At 64.5% G+C, this 17,079-nt stretch carries 21 protein-coding genes; 10 read left to right on the top strand and 11 right to left on the bottom strand.

Annotation, left to right across the window (positions count from 1 at the left end):
- Nucleotides 1-17: 17 nt before the first annotated feature.
- Nucleotides 18-1,382 (bottom strand): NAD-dependent succinate-semialdehyde dehydrogenase, encoded by a 1,365-nt coding sequence (locus tag LQ952_RS08785; RefSeq protein WP_238622287.1) that lies wholly within the window; start codon nt 1,380-1,382, stop codon nt 18-20.
- A gap of 231 nt (nt 1,383-1,613) precedes the next feature.
- Here LQ952_RS08785 and LQ952_RS08780 point away from each other — a divergent pair, with 231 nt between their 5' ends.
- A complete protein-coding gene (locus LQ952_RS08780; RefSeq protein WP_238622286.1) occupies nt 1,614-2,552 on the top strand; it encodes a complex I NDUFA9 subunit family protein in 939 nt (312 codons plus the stop codon).
- Nucleotides 2,553-2,554: 2 nt separating this feature from the next.
- The gene (locus tag LQ952_RS08775) at nt 2,555-3,802 is read left to right on the top strand and encodes a multifunctional CCA addition/repair protein (protein ID WP_238622285.1); all 1,248 of its coding nucleotides are present in this window, start codon (nt 2,555-2,557) and stop codon (nt 3,800-3,802) included.
- Nucleotides 3,803-3,815: 13 nt separating this feature from the next.
- Here LQ952_RS08775 and LQ952_RS08770 read toward each other — a convergent pair whose 3' ends face one another.
- The gene (locus tag LQ952_RS08770; RefSeq protein WP_238622284.1) at nt 3,816-5,006 is read right to left on the bottom strand and encodes a class I SAM-dependent methyltransferase; all 1,191 of its coding nucleotides are present in this window, start codon (nt 5,004-5,006) and stop codon (nt 3,816-3,818) included.
- 147 nt (nt 5,007-5,153) lie between these two features.
- On the opposite strand from LQ952_RS08770, the gene LQ952_RS08765 reads away from it, so the two are divergent.
- Nucleotides 5,154-5,912, top strand: a complete 759-nt coding sequence (locus tag LQ952_RS08765; protein WP_238622283.1) for a pteridine reductase — start codon at nt 5,154-5,156, stop codon at nt 5,910-5,912.
- A 19-nt stretch (nt 5,913-5,931) separates the two neighbouring features.
- Here the strand turns inward: LQ952_RS08765 and folK are convergent, their stop codons facing one another.
- Together folK and folB are read right to left on the bottom strand one after the other, a co-directional pair.
- Nucleotides 5,932-6,423: a 2-amino-4-hydroxy-6-hydroxymethyldihydropteridine diphosphokinase gene (folK, locus tag LQ952_RS08760; protein WP_238622282.1), complete on the bottom strand. Its 492-nt coding sequence runs from the start codon at nt 6,421-6,423 to the stop codon at nt 5,932-5,934.
- Complete coding sequence (gene folB / locus LQ952_RS08755; RefSeq protein ID WP_238622281.1) at nt 6,424-6,780, bottom strand: dihydroneopterin aldolase; 357 nt, start codon at nt 6,778-6,780, stop codon at nt 6,424-6,426.
- 127 nt (nt 6,781-6,907) lie between these two features.
- Between folB and rpmB the strand changes: the two genes are divergently transcribed.
- Nucleotides 6,908-7,144 carry a 50S ribosomal protein L28 gene (gene rpmB / locus LQ952_RS08750; protein ID WP_090207946.1) on the top strand — a complete coding sequence of 79 codons (237 nt, stop codon included), beginning with the start codon at nt 6,908-6,910 and terminating at the stop codon, nt 7,142-7,144.
- A 12-nt stretch (nt 7,145-7,156) separates the two neighbouring features.
- The gene (gene rpmG / locus LQ952_RS08745; RefSeq protein ID WP_008931018.1) at nt 7,157-7,324 is read left to right on the top strand and encodes a 50S ribosomal protein L33; all 168 of its coding nucleotides are present in this window, start codon (nt 7,157-7,159) and stop codon (nt 7,322-7,324) included.
- A gap of 82 nt (nt 7,325-7,406) precedes the next feature.
- Here rpmG and LQ952_RS08740 read toward each other — a convergent pair whose 3' ends face one another.
- Nucleotides 7,407-7,619, bottom strand: coding sequence for a DUF6967 family protein (locus LQ952_RS08740; protein ID WP_238622280.1), 213 nt, complete (start codon nt 7,617-7,619; stop codon nt 7,407-7,409).
- 6 nt (nt 7,620-7,625) lie between these two features.
- Nucleotides 7,626-8,141, bottom strand: a complete 516-nt coding sequence (locus LQ952_RS08735; RefSeq protein ID WP_238622279.1) for an Hsp20/alpha crystallin family protein — start codon at nt 8,139-8,141, stop codon at nt 7,626-7,628.
- A 294-nt stretch (nt 8,142-8,435) separates the two neighbouring features.
- Between LQ952_RS08735 and LQ952_RS08730 the strand changes: the two genes are divergently transcribed.
- Entirely contained in the window at nt 8,436-9,425 is a 990-nt protein-coding gene (locus LQ952_RS08730) for a chorismate transformation FkbO/Hyg5 family protein (RefSeq protein WP_238622278.1), read from the top strand.
- A complete protein-coding gene (gene mutM, locus LQ952_RS08725; protein ID WP_238622277.1) occupies nt 9,418-10,236 on the top strand; it encodes a bifunctional DNA-formamidopyrimidine glycosylase/DNA-(apurinic or apyrimidinic site) lyase in 819 nt (272 codons plus the stop codon). Before LQ952_RS08730 ends, mutM begins: the two co-directional genes overlap by 8 nt.
- 104 nt (nt 10,237-10,340) lie before the next feature.
- Here mutM and LQ952_RS08720 read toward each other — a convergent pair whose 3' ends face one another.
- The 3 genes from LQ952_RS08720 to LQ952_RS08710 all read right to left on the bottom strand — a co-directional run bounded on the left by LQ952_RS08720 (nt 10,341) and on the right by LQ952_RS08710 (nt 12,539).
- Nucleotides 10,341-10,592, bottom strand: a complete 252-nt coding sequence (locus tag LQ952_RS08720; protein ID WP_238622276.1) for a YfhL family 4Fe-4S dicluster ferredoxin — start codon at nt 10,590-10,592, stop codon at nt 10,341-10,343.
- 68 nt (nt 10,593-10,660) lie between these two features.
- Nucleotides 10,661-11,143, bottom strand: coding sequence for a pantetheine-phosphate adenylyltransferase (coaD, locus tag LQ952_RS08715; RefSeq protein WP_238622275.1), 483 nt, complete (start codon nt 11,141-11,143; stop codon nt 10,661-10,663).
- Between the two features lie 85 nt (nt 11,144-11,228).
- Nucleotides 11,229-12,539 (bottom strand): MFS transporter, encoded by a 1,311-nt coding sequence (locus tag LQ952_RS08710; RefSeq protein ID WP_238622274.1) that lies wholly within the window; start codon nt 12,537-12,539, stop codon nt 11,229-11,231.
- A 249-nt stretch (nt 12,540-12,788) separates the two neighbouring features.
- Between LQ952_RS08710 and LQ952_RS08705 the strand changes: the two genes are divergently transcribed.
- Both LQ952_RS08705 and LQ952_RS08700 read left to right on the top strand, forming a co-directional pair.
- Nucleotides 12,789-13,187 carry a DUF6627 family protein gene (locus LQ952_RS08705; protein ID WP_238622273.1) on the top strand — a complete coding sequence of 133 codons (399 nt, stop codon included), beginning with the start codon at nt 12,789-12,791 and terminating at the stop codon, nt 13,185-13,187.
- Entirely contained in the window at nt 13,187-14,221 is a 1,035-nt protein-coding gene (locus tag LQ952_RS08700; RefSeq protein ID WP_430733763.1) for a PA2778 family cysteine peptidase, read from the top strand. Before LQ952_RS08705 ends, LQ952_RS08700 begins: the two co-directional genes overlap by 1 nt.
- 9 nt (nt 14,222-14,230) lie before the next feature.
- On the opposite strand, the gene trhA is transcribed toward LQ952_RS08700, so the two are convergent.
- On the bottom strand, nt 14,231-14,899 hold the full coding sequence (gene trhA / locus LQ952_RS08695) for a PAQR family membrane homeostasis protein TrhA (protein WP_238622272.1): 669 nt from the start codon (nt 14,897-14,899) through the stop codon (nt 14,231-14,233).
- A 193-nt stretch (nt 14,900-15,092) separates the two neighbouring features.
- On the opposite strand from trhA, the gene LQ952_RS08690 reads away from it, so the two are divergent.
- Nucleotides 15,093-16,025 (top strand): carbohydrate kinase family protein, encoded by a 933-nt coding sequence (locus LQ952_RS08690; protein ID WP_238622271.1) that lies wholly within the window; start codon nt 15,093-15,095, stop codon nt 16,023-16,025.
- Nucleotides 16,026-16,047: 22 nt separating this feature from the next.
- On the opposite strand, the gene mgtE is transcribed toward LQ952_RS08690, so the two are convergent.
- Nucleotides 16,048-17,079 (bottom strand): magnesium transporter (gene mgtE, locus LQ952_RS08685; RefSeq protein ID WP_238622270.1); only part of this gene is annotated, 1,032 nt, incomplete at its 5' end.

The raw sequence follows: 17,079 nt of genomic DNA, 5'->3' as shown, positions 1-17,079 counted from the left end.
GAGGACTCAGACAAGGCTTAGCGGATGACCAGGGTCTTGGCATTCATGAAGGTGCGGATGCCGGGGCGGGCCAGTTCCCGACCAAAGCCGGAGTCCTTGATACCGCCGAAGGGTAGGCGCGGGTCACTCTTCACCATGGCATTGACGAAGGCACTGCCACAGGCCATGCGACGGGCAAAGACCTCGCCCCGGGCGATGTCGCGGGTCCACACGCTGCCCCCCAGTCCGAAGCGGGTATCGTTGGCCAGGCGCAGGGCGTCGCCCTCGTCTTCGGCCCGCAGGATGCAGGCCACCGGCCCGAAGATCTCCTCTTCATAGGCCCGAGTGCCGGGGACCACCCGGTCCAGGATGGAAGGGGCATACCAGGCACCCTTGCCCGGCAACGGCTCACAGCCCATGACAGGGATGGCCCCTTCGGCGATGGAGTCCTTCACCTGCTGGTGCAATTCATCACGCAGATCCATCCTGGCCATGGGCGCGATACCGGATTCCTCCTTCATGGGATCTCCCGGGCGAATGGCCGCCACCGCATCCTTGAGCCGGGACAGGAAACCGTCCGCCGCCTGGGGCACCAGGATGAAGCGCTTGGCGGCAATGCAGCTCTGGCCTGCATTGCGATAACGGGACACCACGGCCTGCGCCACCGCCAGGTCCAGGTCGGCATCTTCTAGCACCACGAAGGGATCGGACCCGCCCAGTTCCAGGACACAGGGCTTGAGTACACCACCGGCGACGGCGGCAACGGCCCGCCCGGCGGCCTCGCTGCCGGTCAGAGTGACCCCATGGACGCGGCGATCCTCGATCACGCGCCTGACCTCGTCAGAGGCGATCATCAAGGTCTGGAAGGCCCCGGACGGGAAACCGGCATCCCGGAAGACTTCCTCGATGGCCAGGGCACAGCGGGGTACATTGGAGGCATGCTTGAGCAGTACCGTGTTGCCTGCCATCAGCGCCGGCGCGGCGAATCGGAACACCTGCCAGAAGGGGAAGTTCCAGGGCATCACGCCCAGAATGGTGCCCAACGGCTGGAACACCACCCGGGCATTGAGTTCACCGGCAGCCATGGATTCATCGGCCAGAAACTCAGCGGCATGATCGGCGTAGTAGTCGCAGACCAGGGCACAGCGGTCAATCTCGGCCCTGGACTCGGTCAGAAGCTTGCCCATCTCCTGGGTCATCATGACGGCAAAATGATCCCGGCGATGACGCAGCACATGGGCGGCCTGACGCACCAGCACGGCGCGCTGATCCAGCGGGATCTCGCGCCACTCGGGGACGATGCGGGCGGCCTGACTCAGGGCCTTGTCAATGCGCGGCCGGTCCCAGGTCTCGAACACATGGAGCACGGAACCGTTGGCGGGATTGACGGAACTCAGAGGCACTTGGGGGACTCCTTTGGATGCAGAGGGCGCATACAATAGTATATTCGGCCCTGGAACAGGAGCTTGTTTGCAGGATCGGCACGGGGGCCTGTCCCGGGCATTCACAGGTTGGACATCGGCAAGGGGTATGTTGTCCCCGGCAGGGCCTTGCATTTGTCCGGCACAGGCACAATCCAGATCACAGCACTCGACGGCGCTTGCATGCATTCGTCACATAGGACAATTCGAACAATGAACATCCGGACGATCTGTGTCCTGGGGGGCACCGGCTTCGTGGGTACCCATGTCGTGGCACGACTGGCCGCCGGTGGCCGCCAGGTCAAGGTCATCACCCGCCATGTCAGCCGCCACCGGCATCTCCTGGTACTGCCGGGGGTACGGCTGGTGGAAGCGGACTGCCACGACCCGCAGGTCCTGCGACAGCATTTCAGTGACTGCGACGGGGTCATCAACCTGGTGGGCATCCTGAACGAACGGGGCCGGGACGGCAGCGGGTTCCGTCATGCCCATGTGGAACTGGCCCGCAAGGTGATCGAATGCGCTCGAGAGACCGGGGTAAAACGCCTCCTGCACATGAGCGCCCTGAACGCGGATGCGGCCAGCGGCCCCAGCCACTACCTGCGCACCAAGGGCGAGGCGGAAAACATCGTCCATACCATGGCGGGCAGCGTGCGGGTCACCAGTTTCCGCCCCTCGGTGATCTTCGGTCCCACGGACAGCTTTTTCAACCGCTTCGCCGGCCTGCTGCGACTGAGCCCCGTCCTGCCCCTGGCCTGCCCCGAGGCCCGCTTTGCGCCGGTCTACGTGGGCGATGTGGCCCAGCACTTCGTCGATGCCCTGGAAGACCGCGGAACCTGGGGACAACGCATCGAGCTGTGTGGACCGTCCGTCTACAGCCTGAAGGAACTGGTGAGCTACACCGCCCAGGTCATGGCCCGTCGCCGTCTGATCCTCGGCCTGTCGGACGGACTGTCCCTGTGGCAGGCCCGGATCATGGAATATGTCCCCGGCAAGCCCTTCAGCCTGGACAACTATCATTCCATGAGCCGGGACAGTGTCTGCCGCGCCGGCGGCTGTTGTCCCACCGCCATCGAATCCATCGTCCCGGGCTATCTCGGTGACCGGGAGCGACATGCCCGGCTGCAGCGTCTGCGCAGCGGGCCGCGCTGACCATGGACATCTATCTGGTCGGCGGCGCGGTCCGGGATGCCCTGCTGGGACTGCCGGTGCAGGAACGGGACTGGGTGGTCGTGGGCGCCACGGTGGAGGAGATGCTGGCCGGGGGCTTCCGGCAGGTGGGACGGGATTTCCCCGTCTTCCTGCACCCGCGGACCCACGAAGAACATGCCCTGGCCCGCACCGAACGCAAGACCGCGCCCGGCTACCGGGGGTTCGAGGTCCATGCGGCACCGGAGGTCACCCTGGAAGAGGATCTTGAACGCCGGGATCTGACCATCAATGCCATGGCCCGGGATGACCAGGGCCGGCTCATCGACCCCTTCGGCGGTCAGGCAGATCTGCAGGCACGACGGCTGCGCCATGTCTCCTGTGCCTTTGCCGAAGATCCGGTCCGGATCCTGCGGGTGGCCCGCTTCGCCGCCCGCCTGGCCCCCATGGGCTTTACGGTAGCGCCCGAGACCATGACCCTGATGCGCCGCATGGTGGCCGCCGGCGAAGTGGATGCCCTGGTGCCGGAACGGGTCTGGCAGGAGACGGAGCGCGCCCTGACAGGCCCCTGCCCCTCCCGATTCTTCCAGGTCCTGCGGGAATGCGGCGCCCTGGCCGTGCTGTTTCCGGAGCTGGAATGCCTCTATGGCGTCCCCCAGCCACCCCGACACCACCCGGAGGTGGATACCGGCGTCCATACCTTCATGGTGCTGGACCAGGCCGAACGGCTGTCCCCGGACCCGGTGGTACGATTCGCCGCCCTCACCCATGATCTGGGCAAGGGCAACACGCCCCGGGACATCCTGCCCAGCCACCATGGTCATGAGCAGCGCGGTGTGGTGCTGATCGATCAGCTCTGCGACCGCTACCGTATCCCCAATCGCTATCGGGAACCGGCCCGGATGGTAGCCCGCTACCACGGCCACATGCACAGGGTCTTCGAGCTGCGTCCGGACACCCTGGCCAAGACCCTGGAAGGACTGGATGCCTACCGTCGGCCCGAGCGCATGGAAGGAGTCCTGCTGGCCTGCGAGGCCGATTACCGGGGCCGAACCGGATTCGAAGAGCGCCCCTACCCCCAGGCGGACTATGTGCGCCGGGCCCATGCCCGCTGCCTGGACATCCAGGCACGGGAACTGGTGGCACAGGGTCTCAAGGGACAGGCCATCACCCAGGCCCTGCGTCGACTGCGCATCGAGGCGCTCACCGAGCTCAAGCAGGCCCACGAGACCAGGGCGGCAGGCGCTTCCTGAATCGACCAACGGGTCAGAGGCGGTGGCTCAGGTCCTGCCGGGCAAACCCCATCAGGGGTGTTTCTACGCCCCGTCCCAGGGCCATGACCTGAAACCGCTCTCCCATCTCCCCCGGCAGGGTGAGCGTGCGGACCTGAGAGGCCAGCGCCAGCTGGGATTTGAGATCTTCGGAGCAACGGGCCTGAAAGGCCGCTTCCAGATCCGTGCCGAACAGGAACCAAGCCTGGCTGGTATAGCCCAGCAATGACAGGCCCGCCGCCGCACCGGCCTCGGCCACCGCCGAAAAGTCCACGTTGGCGGTGATGTCCATCAGTCCCGGCCACAGCAGGGGATGCTCCAGCATGCGATGGCGGTAATGGGCGATCAGGGTGCCCCGGCAACGTTCGGCACTGTAGTACTCCCGGCGGGGATAGCCATAGTCCACCAGCAACAACACCCCGGCCGCCATGGCCTCGGACACCGCCGCCAGCCAGGGGGCCAGCCCCGGATTGAGTTCCGACACGTAGCCTTCCCCCCAGTTCGCGCCGGCCGCCTGATGCAGCGCCCTCACCTGCCGGACCAACCATGCATCGGCGGGCCGGTCCGCCCAGGCCAACGCTGCGGACGACACCTGCACCCCCCGGCGCATCACCCCGTCCCGGCCCCAGACAAACAGCTCCACCGGCATGGCGTCAAGCACCTCGTTGGCCAGCATCACCCCCCGGAAGCTGCCGGGCTCGGGCAGACCGTCCAGCCAGTGCACCCGGCTCGACAATGCCTGCGGCAACAGGGACAACGCGGCCTGCTGCCGTTCCCGCAGATCCGGGCTCGTCTCCAGAATCAGGTAACGGTCCGGGAGTGCGTCCATCCCGGCCAGGGTCTCCAACACCTGGGCCGCCAGCCGGCCGGTACCAGCCCCGAACTCCAGGACCTCGCCGCTCCCGAGGGCATCCAGCACCTGGGCGCACTGACGGGCCATGCAGTGGCCGAACAAGGGGGATATCTCCGGCGCGGTGACAAAGTCCCCGGCCGCGCCCAGCTTGTGGCTGCCCGCTGCGTAATAGCCAAGACGGGGAGCGTAGAGGGCCAGTTCCATGTAGCGATGAAACGACAGCCAGCCCCCGGTTGCGCTACTCTCGTCCTGCATCATCTGCAACAGACGATCACTCAGGACCAGGGCCTCGGGGACGGGTGAAGGCAGTCGGGAATCCTTGTTCAGCGGCATGGTCGAAATTTTGATTAAGTCCGGCAGGGGGGTTAGGGTAACTTAACCTGATCACGAGAGGGACAGCACGGACGCCGAGGCAGGATTCCCCACCGGATCAGCACCCCCCGGCCGCGTCAAATCGTTAAACAGGCAAAAGGAAGCAGAGTGGCACAACCGGACACCCCCTCACTTCAAGGCAAGACCGTGTTCATCACCGGCGGCGCCCGGCGCATCGGCGCCGCCATCGCGCGACGCCTTCATGCCCAGGGCATGAATCTGGTCATCCATTACCGTCGTTCCAGCGACGACGCCCGCGCCTTGCAGGATGCATTGGAGCAACGGCGCGCAAACTCCGTCACTCTGGTCGGCGGGGAACTGCTGGAACCAGGCGCTACCGAGCGACTGGCCCGGGAAGCGGCGGCAGCCTTCGGCGGCCTGGACGTCCTGATCAACAATGCCTCCACCTTTTACCCCACCCCGCTGGGTCGGATCACCGAGGCCCACTGGGACGATCTCATGGGCACCAATCTCAAGGCCCCACTGTTCCTCTCCCAGGCCCTGGCCCCGGCCCTGACAGCGCGTGAAGGCTGCATCATCAACATTGTCGACATCCATGCCCTGCGCCCCCTGAAGGACTACCCGGTGTACTGCGCGGCCAAGGCCGGACTCTGGCTGCTCACCCAGTCCCTGGCGCGGGAGCTGGGTCCCCGGGTACGGGTGAACGGCATTGCCCCGGGGGCGATCCTATGGCCCGAAGCGGAGGAAAATGCAGCCAGCCATAAGGAGATGATCCAGCGCACCGCCCTCAAGCGGGAAGGGGGTCCGGACGACATCGCCCGCACGGCCCTGTTCCTGATCCGTGACGCGGATTACATCACCGGGCAGGTGATCGCGGTGGATGGCGGGCGTACCACGGCCCAGTAGGCCGGCGCGCCACTTCAAGCTACCAGGGAAAATCCACCGGGCGCAGCCACTGAGCGGGGTCATCAAAACCGGCCCACAGCGCCCTCATGGTTTGTTTCAGTATCGGATGTTCCAGATCAGGGGCTATGTCCGCCAGCGGTCTGAGCACAAAGGCATGGCGAGTGATCTCCCGCCGGGGCAGATGCAATCGCCCGGATTCCAGAACGCAGTCCCCCAGCAGCAAAAGGTCCAGGTCCAGGGTGCGGTCCGAATAGGGGTCGCCCCCCCGCTGCCGACCATGCCGATCCTCAATGGCCTTGAAGCAGGCCACCAGCGACTCCGGCGGCAACGCGGTATCCACCGCCGACACCAGGTTATAGAAGGTACGCCCCTCGAATCCCACCGACCCCGTTTCATACACCGGAGAGATCTGCACCGGGCCGAAGGCGGCCCTGAGTGCCTCCACTCCGGCCCGCACATGACGAACCCGGTCCACATTGGTACCGATACTGATGTAGGCCCGACGCATCATTCAGTTCCGCTCACCCCGCTCAATGGTGACCCCCACTTCCGAGGCCCCCCTCACCGCCCCGGGCTTACCCAGGGTGAGCCGGAGCCAGGGCACGGAAAACTCCTGCATGATCATCCGGGCGACGTCCTCGGCCATGGCCTCCACCAGCTGCCGCCGATTGTTTTCCACCAGTTCGATCACCCGCTTGGCCACCGCCTTGTAGTTCAGCACGTCCTCGATGCGGTCACTCTGCGCACCCCTGCGGATGTCACAGCCCAGTTCCAGATCCAGACGCACGGTCTGCTGAATGCTCTGTTCCCAGTCGAAGATGCCGACCGTGGTTTTGACCCTGAGGTCGCGAATGTAGACGATATCCATGGGAAGCGACTATAAAGGCATGCAGAGACGCAGGGAAGGACCACCCTTCAGGCTTGAGACTTCCCCCCCCTTCTGCTATCGTTCCCGGCTTTATTCAAATCAGCCTGGTTTTTCCGGAGAATATCCAATGGCCCGAGTCTGTCAAATCACGGGTAAGCGTCCAGTGTCTGGGTTCAACGTATCCCACGCCCACAACAAGACCAAGCGTCGCTTCCTTCCCAATCTGCATGAGCACCGTTTCTGGGTGGAGAGCGAAAATCGTTTCGTCAAGCTCCGGACCAGCAGCAAGGGCATGCGCATCATTGACAAGAAGGGGATCGATACGGTCCTCGCCGAGCTGCGCGCCCGCGGCGAAAAGGTCTAAGGAGACGCAACCATGGCAAAAGGTGTTCGCGAAAAGATCCGCCTGGTGTCCAGCGCCGGAACCGGCCACTTCTACACCACCACCAAGAACAAGCGCAACATGCCCGACAAGATGGAGATCAAGAAGTTTGATCCCGTCGTGCGCCAGCATGTGATGTACAAGGAAGCCAAGATCAAGTAGTACCCGGCACGACCTGGCTGATGACCTCGCTCCAGCGAGGTCCTGTGCACGAGGCCCGCATCACGGGCCTCGTGCATTTTCCCTACCCCTCCTGACCGTCGCCCGGACGCTCCGCCGCAGCTCGGGCCCAGACCTGCATCAGATCACCCCAGCGATCCGCCGTGGCCGGATCCAGATCCAGGTGGGTATAACGCTCGCCGTCACGGATCAGCACCCGCAGCAGGGGCACTCCGGACTCATGCAGCACCTGCCGCAGCTCGATCACTTCCCCCATGGGGGCCTGGATCTGCTCCAAGGCGGCCTACCCCACAACCACCGGGATCCGACGCCCCACCCGGGCGATCAGGCGAGGCAGCTCGATACGCAGCACCCCGTGTTCGTAGGAAGCCTTGGCCTGCTCCGTTTCCACCGGCCCCGGCAGCGGAATCGCCCGCTCAAAGCGGCCGTAGGCACACTCGGCAATATGATAACGCCCCTGGGTGTGTTCCTTCTGTACGCTCTTCTCCCCGCGGATCACCAGGTGATCGTCGATCACCTGTATGTCAAAGGCGGCCTTGTCCATGCCGGGGGCCTCCAGGCGCACCACCACCTTGTCGTCATCGTCGAACACCTCGGCGGCCATGACCCCCCAACCCACACTGCGGGCCAGGAGTTCATGCTCGTCCCGATCATCCGCAACCTCTCCCCGGCCACCCCGCTCCCCGGCACTGAAGTGGGTAATGGCTCCGGCGGCACGGCCGTACAGCCGCTGCCAGCCATCCAGCAGGCTGTCCCAGGCCTCACTCATACCCTGACGTAACTGACGCAGACTGGACATGACGTTGTTCTCCTCCTCGGTTGATTCGCCTCCTCCTCTGACGGGAGCAGGGCCATCTGTCTTTTAGCAGAATCGCGGCCGTTGCAACTGCAACGGTACACTCAGGAACACATCCCGGGGCCGAAAATGGTAAAGTGCCCGCAGGCCCTGCAGGGCAAACTGCCCGCGGTCTCATGCACGCGCACCCGTCGGCATCTCACAACACGAATTCGACCCAGGTGCCTCCGGTATCTGCCGGACCTTTTCATGGATTTCATGATACGACGAAGCCGGATGATCCGGTAACATAGCTCCATGGCGCAAAACCCCCATTCCACACCTCTGACGATTCGCTTCCAGCAGGAAGCGGAGATTCCCGCGCAAGACCCCTGCCGTCTTGCATTGATACGCTTCGGCCGGGAGAACCGCGTTGATCCCGCGCGCCCCATGGAGCTGACTGTAGCCCTGCCCCCAATGGCCGACCCCACGCCGCCGGAACTATGGCTGGCGGACGAACCGGTCGCCGCCGGTTTCGAGGACGGCGTGGGCTACAGCCGGACCGGCAAGGTCCTGTTCGGATGGATACTGCTGAACGAGGCGGATTTCGACCATGACATGAACCAGGCCGCCGAGCATGCCTATGACCGGCTGCTGGCCTTTCATCGCAGCCGGGGTTTTCCCCATCTGCTGCGGATCTGGAACTACTTCCCGAACCTGCATCAGGAAGCGGATGGGCTGGACCGCTATCAGGCCTTCTGCCTGGGGCGTCACCGTGCCCTGGAACGGGTGCCGCTGACGGAAGGGGAACTGCCCGCAGCCACGGCCATCGGCACCACGGCGCCGGGCCTACTGGTCTACTTCCTCGCCGGTCGCGAGCCCGGTGCGCAGATCGAAAACCCCCGCCAGGTGAGCGCCTTCCACTACCCACGCCGCTACGGACCCAAGAGTCCCTCCTTTTCCCGAGCCACCCTCAAGCCCTGGCCGGGGCAGTCTCACCTGTACATCTCCGGCACTGCCAGCATCGTGGGCCATGAGACCCTGCATACGGATGTCCTCACCCAGCTGGACGAGATCATCGAAAACCTGCGCGCCCTGATCCGCTCCGCCGGAGAGGACATCAGCAGCCGGGTCAAGGACCCGGGTGGCCTGTCCATGCTCAAGGTCTACGTCCGTCATGGGGACGACGTTGCCGCCGTCAAGGCCCGCCTGGAGGCCTCCCTGGGCGTCCAGGCGCCGGCCGTTTATCTGCGCGGAGACATTTGCAGGGACGACCTGCTGGTGGAGATCGAAGGCCTGTATGCCTGAACTGCCGGAGGTGGAAACCACCCGGCTGGGGATCGCGCCCCATCTCACGGGCCGCCGGATTTCCGCGGTCGTGGTCCGCCAGCCCCGCCTGCGCTGGCCGGTACCCGAGACGCTGTCGCAACAGGTCCGTGACCGACGGATCATCGGCGTTGCCCGACGTGGCAAGTACCTTTTGCTGGACTGCGGCGATATCACCATCCTCATGCATCTGGGCATGTCCGGCAGCCTGCGTATTGTCGAAGCCGACCGGACACCCCGTCCCCACGACCACTTGGATCTGGTGCTGGACTCGGGCAAGGCCCTGCGTCTCCATGACCCTCGCCGTTTCGGCGCCGTGCTCTGCTTTGATCCCCGGAAGGGCCTCCACCCCCTGCTATCCCGGTTGGGTCCGGAACCCCTGGGCGAGCAATTTGACGGTGACTACCTCTACCGGCAGACTCGGCGGCGCCGAACCGCCGTCAAGGGCCTGATCATGGACAGTCACGTAGTCGTGGGCGTAGGGAACATCTATGCCTCCGAATCCCTGTTCCTGGCAGGCATCCGCCCCCGGCGGACGTCAGGGCGCCTCACCCGGACCGAGGCCTTCAGGCTGGTGGAAGCCATCCGCACGGTGCTGACGGCCGCCATCGAACAGGGCGGCACCACATTAAGGGATTTCGTGCATGAGGACGGTAGCCATGGGTATTTCAGCCGGCAGCTGCGGGTGTATGGCCGGGCGGGCCTGCCCTGCCTGTGCTGCGGCGCGACCGTGCGGCAGGTGCTGGTGGGACAGCGGTCGACATTTTATTGCCCGGCGTGTCAGAGGCGCTGAGCGGGCCTGCCCCTGCCCTCGACCCGGGGAGATTCGCAGGCCCTGAAAACGGCAAGGGGACCCTGCAGGCCCCCTTGCCGAACATCCCTTGATCCGGACCCGGATCAGGCCGCGCCGGTGATGCGCTCGAACTTGGCCATAAGTTCGTCCTGAGTCTCTTCGTTTTCCGGATCCTTGGGAATGCAGTCCACCGGGCAGACTTCCACGCACTGAGGTGCATCAAAGTGGCCCACGCACTCGGTGCACAGCGCCGGGTCGATCACATAGATCTCATCCCCCGGGGAAATCGCGCCGTTGGGGCACTCCGGCTCGCACACGTCGCAGTTGATGCATTCATCGGTAATCATCAGGGCCATAGTGCACTTTCCTCTTCAAACTCAATCACATGTAGTTATATATGGCGTTCAGCGCTTGACCGCACAGTTTAGCGCAAGCGATCAATCAGCGCAGCCTTGACGCTATCGGCAACGAAGTGTGAGACATCACCACCCAGCATGGCAACTTCCCGCACCAGACTTGAGGATATGAAGGCATATTCCTCCGCCGGCGTCAGAAATACGGTTTCCAGATCCGGGGACAGGTGACGATTCATGCTGGCCAGCTGGAATTCGTGCTCGAAGTCAGAAACGGCACGCAGCCCCCGCAGCAGCACTCGGGAATCGTTGGTGGCGGCAAACTCCGCCAGCAGGCCGCTGAAGCCCTTCACCTCCACCTTGTCGCCCATGTCCGCCAGCACGGTACGCGCCAGCGCCACCCGCTCATCCAGGGTAAACACGGGGCGCTTGCTGGGATTGGCCGCCACCGCCACCAACACCCTGTCGAACATCCGGCAGGCACGGCGCACGATATCCGCGTGGCCGTTGGTAATGGGATCGAATGTCCCGGGATAGACGACGGTGACAGGCATGGGCTGGGATTCCGGAATATGAGAAGCGGCCATTTTCGGGGAGGGAAATGATAACAGGATGTCGCGGGGAGAGAAGTTCCTGATGCTATCTGCGGCGAAACTCCCGGGCCTCGGCCACCTGCCGACCCCGTTTTTCATCCAATCTCAGGGCCACTACCAGCGCAAGCCCGAACAGCAGGGCGCAGAACAGAATGGACAGGTGAAGCCCGAACAGGACCTGCAGGAACCCCAACCCCAGCAGGCCGACAATGGCCGCCAGCTTGCTGGACAGCCCCCAGAAACCGAAAAACTCCGCTGCCCGGAGCCGGGGGGACAGCACGCCCACCAGGGCGCGCCCCGCCGACTGGGTGGATCCCAGACACAAACCTGCCACGCTGCCCACCACCAGGAAGACATGCTGGGCTTCAAAGTCCAGGAAACGTCCCAGCCAGGGCGTGGCGAAGATCAGGGTAACGGCGACGACCCACAGGGCCAGGGTGGCCACATAGGTGCGCCGAGCCCCGACCCGGTCCTGCAGAAAGCCGAAGGCCAGCGCCCCAACCGCTGCCGTGAGCTGGACAGTGATGAACATCCACACCCGGACCGTTTCATCCCACTGGATCACCTGGGCCCCGTAGATGAAGGTGAAGGAGATGATGATGTAGATCCCGGCCATGGCGAAGAATACCGAGATCATCAGGATGGTGAGATCGCGGTAATGGCTCAGGTCCCTGAGCGTCGCCCTCACCCGCCGCAAGCCGATCCCCACGTACTGACGCAACCCCGGCAGACGCCGGGCCCGTCCCCGTTCCCGGATCCACAGGAAGGTGGGAATGGCCGCCACCAGGAAGAACACGGCGGCAAACGGCCCCACCCAGCGGATACGCTCGAAGTTTTCCTCGCTCACCTCGCCCAGGACCACCAGGGCAAAGGCGGTGGCCACCAGCCCGCCCACATACCCCAACGCCCAGCCGAACCCCGAAATCCAGCCCAGTTCCTCCCGCGGCCCCAGCTCCGGCAGAAAACTGGCGATGAAGGACTCGCCGATGGCGTAGGCAAAGTTGGACACCACGATCAGGGCCATGCCCAGCCAGATGTAACCGGGCGCAACGAAATACAGCAGAGAGGTGGAGACCACGGTGAGTACGTAGCCGGCGAACAGGAAGCGCTTGCGGGCAGCGGAAAAATCCATGATGGCCCCCGCCACCGGCCCGGACAGCACCACCAGCAGATAGCTGACCGCCAGGGCGATGCTCCACAGCAGGTTGCCCAGCCGGTAATCCCCGTGGGTATCCCCAACGATTACCCGAGTGAACAGATCACCGAAGATCACCGTGATGATCAGCAGGGTATAGGCCTGATTGGCGAAGTCGAACATCGCCCAACCGAAGATTTCCTTGAATGGGGCCCGTTTCATGCGATGAGGCAGATCTGGCGGACACACGGCCCGGTAAGCCCACGATGTTAGCGCATATGCCCTTGGGCCGCCGCGGGAAATGATGCGCAGGACCCTCCACCGTCCTGCCCTGGACGCCTTCCACCCCGTTGACCCGGCGATTGCAAGGGCGGGACAATGAGCCTGAAAACATGTGCATCATGCCCGGATGTTCAAGCAACGACCGTGGCACACTGGTCCCCCACTTCAGTATCACCACGAGGCTTCCCCATGACCCGACATCCGCTGATCAGACGCTTGCTGACACTGCTCTGCATCTTCTCACTGCTGGCCACCGTCACCAGTCCGATTCACGCCGGCATGGTAGGTACCGAGCGCCTGATCCAGACGGAACAAGGCCTGGTGGACCGGGCACAGCTGCTCTCCAGTCTGGAACGAGCGGACGTGCAGCAACAGTTGGCCCGCCTGGGAGTCAGCGGCGAAGAGGCAGCGGAACGCATCGCCCGCATGACCGACGAGGAGGTGCGCCTGCTCAATGAGCGACTGGAAGAGATGCCCGCCGGGGCTGCCAGCGTCCTGGGCGTAGTGGTACTCATCTTCATCATCTTCATCATCACCGATGCCATCGGCGCCACCGACATCTTCCCCTTCGTCCGACCGGTAAATTGATCCCTGGTACCGGCCATCTGCGTCAGGGCCGCGCGGGGGCATGGCTGCTCCCGGCGGCCCTGATCAGCTTGCTGCTTGCAGGCTGCACCGCACCGCTGCAGGCCCCTGCCCTGCTCCGCGAGCCGCCCGGGGACCTGCCCCGTCAGGTGGAGCTGACGGACACCCCTTTCCACCCCCAGGACCTCTACCAGTGCGGTCCCGCCGCCCTGGCCACGGTACTCAATGTGCAGGGTATCGAGGTCACGCCACAGACACTGGTGAGCGAGGTCTATGTACCCGCACGCCAAGGCAGCCTGCAGACCGAGATGCTGGCGGCCACACGAAGTCGGGAGCTGGTGGCCTGGTCTCTGCCACCCCGCATGGATGCCTTGCTGGAGGAAGTGGCGGCCGGGCATCCGGTAGTGGTGTTCCAGAACCTGGGGCTGAACTGGGCGCCCTACTGGCACTACGCCGTAGTCATCGGCTACGACCTGGACGAGGCAACGGTGATCCTGCGCTCGGGCACCCTTGAGCGTCACGTGAACACGATGCGCCGTTTCGAACGCACTTGGCGCCGTGCCGGATATTGGGCCTTCCTGGCGCAGCCCCCGGAGCGACTTCCCGCCACCGCGACGCCCCTGAGCTGGCTGCGGGCCGCGAACGACCTGGAGCGCACCGGTCGACTGGAGACCGCCGCCGAGGCTTATCGCACCGCCACCCGAGCCTGGCCGGCGCATCCGGTGGGGTGGATCGGCCTGGGCAATGCCCTGTATGCCCAGGGGGATCTGGACGGAGCGGAACAGGCCCTGCGGGCGCTCGTCACCCACGACCCGGCCTCCCATGCGGGCTGGAACAACCTGGCCCATGTGCTGCACGCCCGCGGCTGCGGGAAGATGGCCCGGGAAGCCGCGGCATGCGCATCGCGTCTGGCGCCCGACGAGCCGCTGTACCGACAGACGCGGCGCACGGTGGCGCAGTCCCCGGCCGCTCCGGCCGGGGACTGCGGCCCGACGCAGGAGCAACAACCGGCCCGGGATCTGCGCTGCCCGCACTGACCGGTTGCGCTAGACCCCGGCCCCGTACCAGAGCACGGCAAAGTAGTGGCACACCGTCCCGGCCATCACAAACAGATGCCAGATGAAATGCCCGTAGGGCAGACGGTGGTCCAGGGCATAGAACGCCACCCCACCGGTATAGGCCAGACCGCCGGCCACCAGCCAGACCAGCCCCGCCGGTTCCATCAGCTGATATAGCGGCACGATGGCAATCAGTATCAACCAGCCCATGAGCAGGTACAGCCCGGTGGACAGGATGGGATGGGACAGGCCATTGAGGGACTTTAGGAAGACGCCCAGAGCTGCCAGACCCCACACCAGACCGAACAGGGTCCAACCCCAGGGGCCGCTGAGCACGCCCAGAGTAAAGGGCGTATAGGTCCCGGCAATCAGCAGATAGATGGCCGAATGATCAAGGATCTTGAACACCCGCTTGCCCTGCCCCTGAGGCAAGGCGTGATAAAGGGTGGAGGCCAGATACAGCAAGGCCATGGTGACGGAAAAGATGCTGACGCCGACGATGAATCCCGCATTACCGGTCCGCACGGCCGCCAGCAGCAGAAAGGGCATGCCCATCAGCACCGCTGCCAGGGCTACCCCGTGGCTGATGCTGTTGGCGATTTCCTCGCCCAAGGACTGGTGGCGATCTCGCCCCGCCACTGCACAAGCTCCACTCATGACGATACCCCGTGTCTTGATGGGTTCAGAGACTATGTTTTAGCAGGAAATCACGACGCTTTCGATAAAACGCATCTCATTTTCAGAGCTCGCCCGGGTGGATATTCGCAATCGCCGGCTCGGATCACTATCATGTCAGCCCATCCGGACGGGGATCCGCCCCTGTTCACCCCCTTCATCCAGAGGAGTTCCAATGTCTGCCTTGATCTGCGGTTCCTATGCATTTGACACCATCATGGTCTTCCCCGATCGGTTCAAGAACCACATCCTCCCGGACAAGGTACACATGATCAACGTCTCCTTCCTGGTGCCGGACATGCGCCGGGAGTTCGGTGGCTGCGCGGGCAACATCGCCTACAACCTCAAGTTGCTGGGCGGCGCTCCCCTGCCCATGGCTACCGTAGGTGCGGATTTCGAGCCCTATGCCCAATGGATGGATGAGTGCGACATCTCGCGCCGCCACATTCGCATGATCCCCGAGCACTATACCGGTCAGGCCTTCATCACCACCGATCAGGACGACAATCAGATCACCGCCTTTCACCCCGGCGCCATGAATGACGCTCATCTCAACAAGGTGAGCGATGCCGAGGGCGTCACTTTGGGCATCGTCTCCCCCGACGGGCGGGACGGCATGATCCAGCATGCGGAGCAGTTTGCCGAGGCCGGCATTCCCTTCATCTTCGACCCGGGCCAGGGCATGCCCATGTTCGACGGCGTGGACCTGCGCCGGTTCGTCAAACAGGCCACCTACGTGACCCTGAATGACTACGAGGCCCAACTGATGAGTGAGCGTACCGGCTGGAACCCCGAGGAACTGGCGGCCCAGGTGGAGGCCCTGATCATCACCAAGGGCGGTGAAGGCTCGGTGATCTACACCGGCGGCAAGACCCTGCGCATCCCCGCCGCGCCCATTGCCCGGATCAAGGACCCCACCGGATGCGGTGATGCCTACCGGGCCGGCCTGCTGTGGGGCCTGATGAGTGGCCTGGACTGGGAGACCACGGGCCGGGTGGCTGCGGTGATGGGGGCCATCAAGATCGAGCAGACCGGGCCGCAGAACCATCGACCAAGCTTTGAAGACATCAAGGCACGATTCAAGGAGGCCTTCGGGCGGGAGATGTGATGCCGCGGGGCGGGCGCCGCCCTCAACCCAGCTGCAGAATGGCCGTCGCCACGGAGAAATAGACCAGAATGCCCCCCACGTCCGCAACGGACGTGATCAGGGGGGCACTGGCCGTGGCCGGATCCAGTTTCAGACGGGTCAGGATCACCGGCAGCAACATCCCGATCATGCTGCCGAAAATGACCACCAGCACCATGGCGATGGCGACCGCCAGTCCCACATCAGGCCCGCCCAGCCAGATCCCCGCGCCCCAGACCGCCAGCCCCAGGGTGACACCCAGGGCGATGGATACGAGCAGTTCCTTGCCCCACAGCCCGAGCCAGTCTCGCGGCTGAACATCCCCCGTAGCCAGGGCGCGGACCATCAGGGTCGAAGACTGGGACCCCGCGTTGCCGCCGGTGGCGATCACCAGAGGCAGAAAGAAGACCAGCGCCACCACCGCCTCGATGGTGGTCTCGAATACCGCGATGGCCGCCCCGCTGAACAGGTTCACGAAGACCAGTATCACCAACCACCCGACCCGCTTGCGATAGAGCAGACTCATGGCGGCGTCCTTGAGGCCGGGCGCGATGGTACCCACGCTGCCCATGCGCAGGAAGTCTTCCGTGGTCTCTTCCTCCACCACGTCCAGGGCATCATCCACGGTGATGATCCCCACCAGGACCTCCCGTTCATCCACCACCGGCAGCACTTCCAGATCATAGTGACGAATCAGCCGTGCGGCCTCTTCCTGGTCGGCCCGTGCCTGAATCCGGACCACCGCTTCCTTGAGCAGATTGTCCACCCGGCGGCGAGGGGAACCAAACAGCAGATCCTTGAGCTTGATCGCCCCCAGCAGGTGCCCATCGGTCTCGGTAACGAAGACCACGTTCACGGTCTCGCCCTGCGAGAAATGATCGCGCAGGTAGGCCAGCGCCGCCTCCAGGGTCCAGTCCGGGCGCACGGCCACGAAGCCGGGCGTCATCAGGCGTCCCGCGCTGTCGGCTGGATAATTCAGGAGCCCCTTGACCACCCGACGCCGGGGCTTGGGCAGCAGCGCCATGAGCCGGGCGGC

It is taken from the genome of Ectothiorhodospira lacustris (genome assembly GCF_022227785.1).
In the GTDB taxonomy this organism is placed as follows: domain Bacteria; phylum Pseudomonadota; class Gammaproteobacteria; order Ectothiorhodospirales; family Ectothiorhodospiraceae; genus Ectothiorhodospira; species Ectothiorhodospira lacustris.
This window is presented reverse-complemented; position numbering and strand designations above follow the sequence as displayed.